General features: G+C 61.4%; 4 protein-coding genes. 3 read left to right on the top strand and 1 reads right to left on the bottom strand.

Annotation, left to right across the window (positions count from 1 at the left end):
* The 3 genes from WBB85_RS09655 to aguB all read left to right on the top strand — a co-directional run.
* Positions 1 to 519, top strand: a 519-nt coding sequence (locus WBB85_RS09655; RefSeq protein WP_432638410.1) for an ABC transporter permease, incomplete at its 5' end; no start/stop codon positions are given.
* A 12-nt stretch (positions 520 to 531) separates the two neighbouring features.
* Positions 532 to 1,563 (top strand): extracellular solute-binding protein, encoded by a 1,032-nt coding sequence (locus tag WBB85_RS09660; RefSeq protein WP_432638411.1) that lies wholly within the window; start codon positions 532 to 534, stop codon positions 1,561 to 1,563.
* Positions 1,564 to 1,646: 83 nt separating this feature from the next.
* The gene (gene aguB / locus WBB85_RS09665; protein WP_432638412.1) at positions 1,647 to 2,528 is read left to right on the top strand and encodes an N-carbamoylputrescine amidase; all 882 of its coding nucleotides are present in this window, start codon (positions 1,647 to 1,649) and stop codon (positions 2,526 to 2,528) included.
* Positions 2,529 to 2,532: 4 nt separating this feature from the next.
* Here the strand turns inward: aguB and WBB85_RS09670 are convergent, their stop codons facing one another.
* On the bottom strand, positions 2,533 to 2,985 hold the full coding sequence (locus WBB85_RS09670) for a hypothetical protein (protein ID WP_432638413.1): 453 nt from the start codon (positions 2,983 to 2,985) through the stop codon (positions 2,533 to 2,535).
* Positions 2,986 to 3,018 lie beyond the last annotated feature (33 nt).

Below are 3,018 nucleotides of genomic sequence, written 5' to 3' on the forward strand. Positions count from 1 at the left end.
CTGAAGTTCCGGGGCAAGGAAGGCGCCTATGCGCTGATCAACTTCCCCCTGATGGTGCCCGAGATCGTGACCGCCATCGCCACGCTGATCTTCTTCGGCGCCATCGGCTTTCGCCTTGGTCTTGCGACCGTGGTCGTGGCCCATATCGTCTTCTGCATCCCCTTCGCCTATCTGCCGATCCGCGCGAGGCTGACCTCGATGGACGACGGGCTGGAACTGGCTGCGCGCGACCTTTACGCCAGCCCCGCCAAGGCCTTCCGCCGGATCACCCTGCCGATCCTGATGCCGGGCGTTGTCTCGGGCTGGCTTCTCGCCTTCATCATCTCGCTTGATGATTTCATCATCTCGGCCATGGTCGCCGGTCCCGGCGCCACCACCCTGCCGGTCCATATCTATTCCATGCTCCGGCTTGGCATCACACCCGAGGTGAATGCCGTCTCCAGCCTGATGATCGTCATCTCAACCACCCTTGTCGCGCTCTCGGCCATGCTTGGCCGCCGGGCGGGGCGCAACACCTGAAAGGAGCACGTCATGCACCTGCGTACCCTTGTTTCTACCAGCGCCATCGCGCTTGGCCTCAGTGCCGGGGCGACCTTGGCCGAAGGCGACCTCTTCATCTACACCTGGGGCGAATACACGCCGCCCGATCTGGTCGCGAAATATGAGGCCGAATTCGGCGTCACCGTTCATATCGACACCTATGACAGCATGGAAACCATGCTGGCCAAGCTGCGCGCCGGTGGCGGCGGCTACGACATCATCGTGCCGGGCGACGCCACGATGCAGATCCTGATCGGCGAGGATATGGTCGAAAAGATCGACGTATTCGCCATGCCGAACTTCGCCCATGTCGATGAACGCTGGCGCGCGGTCTACTGGGATGAAAAGCGCGAATATTCCGCGCCATGGGCCTGGGGATCGACCTCTTTCGTCGTCGATACCGACAAGGTTTCGGGCGACTACAAGACGCTGGCCACGCTTTTCGCTCCAGCCGAGGATGTAAAGGGCAAGATCAACATGCTGCGCGATCAGGCCGATGTGATCAACATGGCCCTGCGCTACCTCGATCTGCCGCGCTGCAACGAAAGCCCCGAGGACATGAAGAAGGTGCTGGAGCTTCTGACCGCCCAGAAAGACTGGGTGAAAAGCTACAACTCTGAGACCAAGGAGCCGCTCGTGTCGGGCGAGGCCGTCGTGTCGATGAGTTGGAACGGTTATGCGATGCGGGCGCGCGATGAGAAACCGTCGCTGGAGTATGTCTATCCGAAGGAAGGCTACACCGGCTGGATGGACAATCTTGCGGTGCCGAAGGGTGCGCCGAACCTCGACAATGCCAAGGCCTTCATCAACTTCGCGATGGCGCCGGAAAACGCGGCGATGGTCACCAACTACGCGCGCTATTCGAACGGCATCATGGGGTCGGAGGCCTTTGTTGAGGCCGAACTGGCCACCGCGCCTGAAATGACACCCCCTGCCGATGCCCCGGCGCCGGAATTCATCCCAGTCTGCTCACCTGCCTCGATCGAGCTTTACGATCGCGTCTGGACCAAACTCCTGAACTGATCTCGGCCTACGGCGACCCTTTCGCCGTAGCGCTTTCCCCACTAATTGCAAAGGGTGCCAAAGGCGCACCCATGGAGAGAAAAATGCGCAACGTTACCCTTGCCGCGACCCAGATGGCCTGTTCCTGGGATGCGGATGAGAATATCGAGAAGGCCGAGAAGCTGGTCACCGCCGCCGCAGAGAAAGGCGCGCAGATCATCCTTCTGCAAGAACTGTTCGAGACCCCCTATTTCTGTCTGGAAATCTCGTCCCGGTTCTTCGACCTTGCCCGCCCGATCACCGAAAACCGCGCGGTCGGGCATTTCCGCACGCTGGCGAAGAAGCTGGGCGTGGTGCTGCCGATCTCCTATTTCGAACGCGCGGGGCTGGCACATTACAATTCGCTGGCGCTCATCGACGCGGATGGCGAGATCCTGGCGAATTACCGCAAAACCCATCTCCCGCAGGCGGCAGGATATGAGGAGAAATACTACTTCACTCCCGGCGATACCGGCTATCAGGTCGTGAACACCCGCTATGCCCGCCTCGGCTGCGGCGTCTGCTGGGACCAGTGGTTCCCCGAAACAGCGCGGTCTTTGGCGTTGATGGGGGCCGAGGTTTTGATGTTCCCGACTGCCATCGGGTCCGAACCGCATTATCCCGAACTGGACAGCGCGGCACACTGGCAACGCACGATGCAGGGCCATGCGGCGGCCAATATCATGCCGCTCGTCGCTTCGAACCGGGTGGGTACCGAAAAAGATGGCGCGACCGAGATGGCGTTCTACGGCTCGTCCATCATCGCCGACTACACCGGCGACAAGGTAGCAGAGGCGAACCGCACGGAGGAAACCGTCCTGACTGCCAGCTTCGATCTGGACGAGGTTGCGGAATACCGCCGTGCCTGGGGCATCTTCCGCGACCGGCGGCCGGACATGTACGGGGCGATTGCCACGATGGATGGCAAAAACCGGGTGGTTGGCTGACGCCTCAGCCCTGCGGGCAGGCCGCGACCTGCCCGCATCCGGCCCTCAGACCCTGAACGATTCCAAAGACATCTTCCGACAGCGACGCCCAATCCTCGTTCGAGCAGAGATAGGCCATGTGATCGGACAGGTAGCTTTCCATCGGCCCGCGCCATGAGGGGTCGGTGTCGATCATCTGCTCTGTCGTGTAGAGCAGATATTCGACATAGGCCGTATAGGCGACCCTCTCGCTGCTTTCCGGAAGGGCGCAATAGTCCGCCGCCGCCAGTTCCGGCTTCTGTGCCGTCAGGTTCAGGAATTCACGGTAGATCTCCCGCGCGGTCTGGTCGCGGCCAATCCGGTCAGCCGCTGAAATCTGCCAGGGAATGACGGTGATGGCGACCAAGGCCGCCGCCGCAGTGACCAAGGCCCCTGCCGCCTCCAGAGGTTCGGCATTCCGCCTCAGCCAGTTCCACATGGGTCATACCTTTGGTTGCTCGTGTGTCGCGCA

The sequence above is a fragment of the Albidovulum sp. genome (assembly GCF_049646345.1).
Lineage (GTDB): Bacteria > Pseudomonadota > Alphaproteobacteria > Rhodobacterales > Rhodobacteraceae > Albidovulum.

Excerpts from the sequence above, each read along its gene's own strand:
- WBB85_RS09660 (WP_432638411.1), top strand. The coding sequence starts at position 532 with ATGCACCTGCGTACCCTTGTTTCTACCAGCGCCATCGCGCTTGGCCTC.
- aguB (WP_432638412.1), top strand. The coding sequence starts at position 1,647 with ATGCGCAACGTTACCCTTGCCGCGACCCAGATGGCCTGTTCCTGGGAT.
- WBB85_RS09670 (WP_432638413.1), bottom strand. The coding sequence starts at position 2,985 with ATGTGGAACTGGCTGAGGCGGAATGCCGAACCTCTGGAGGCGGCAGGG.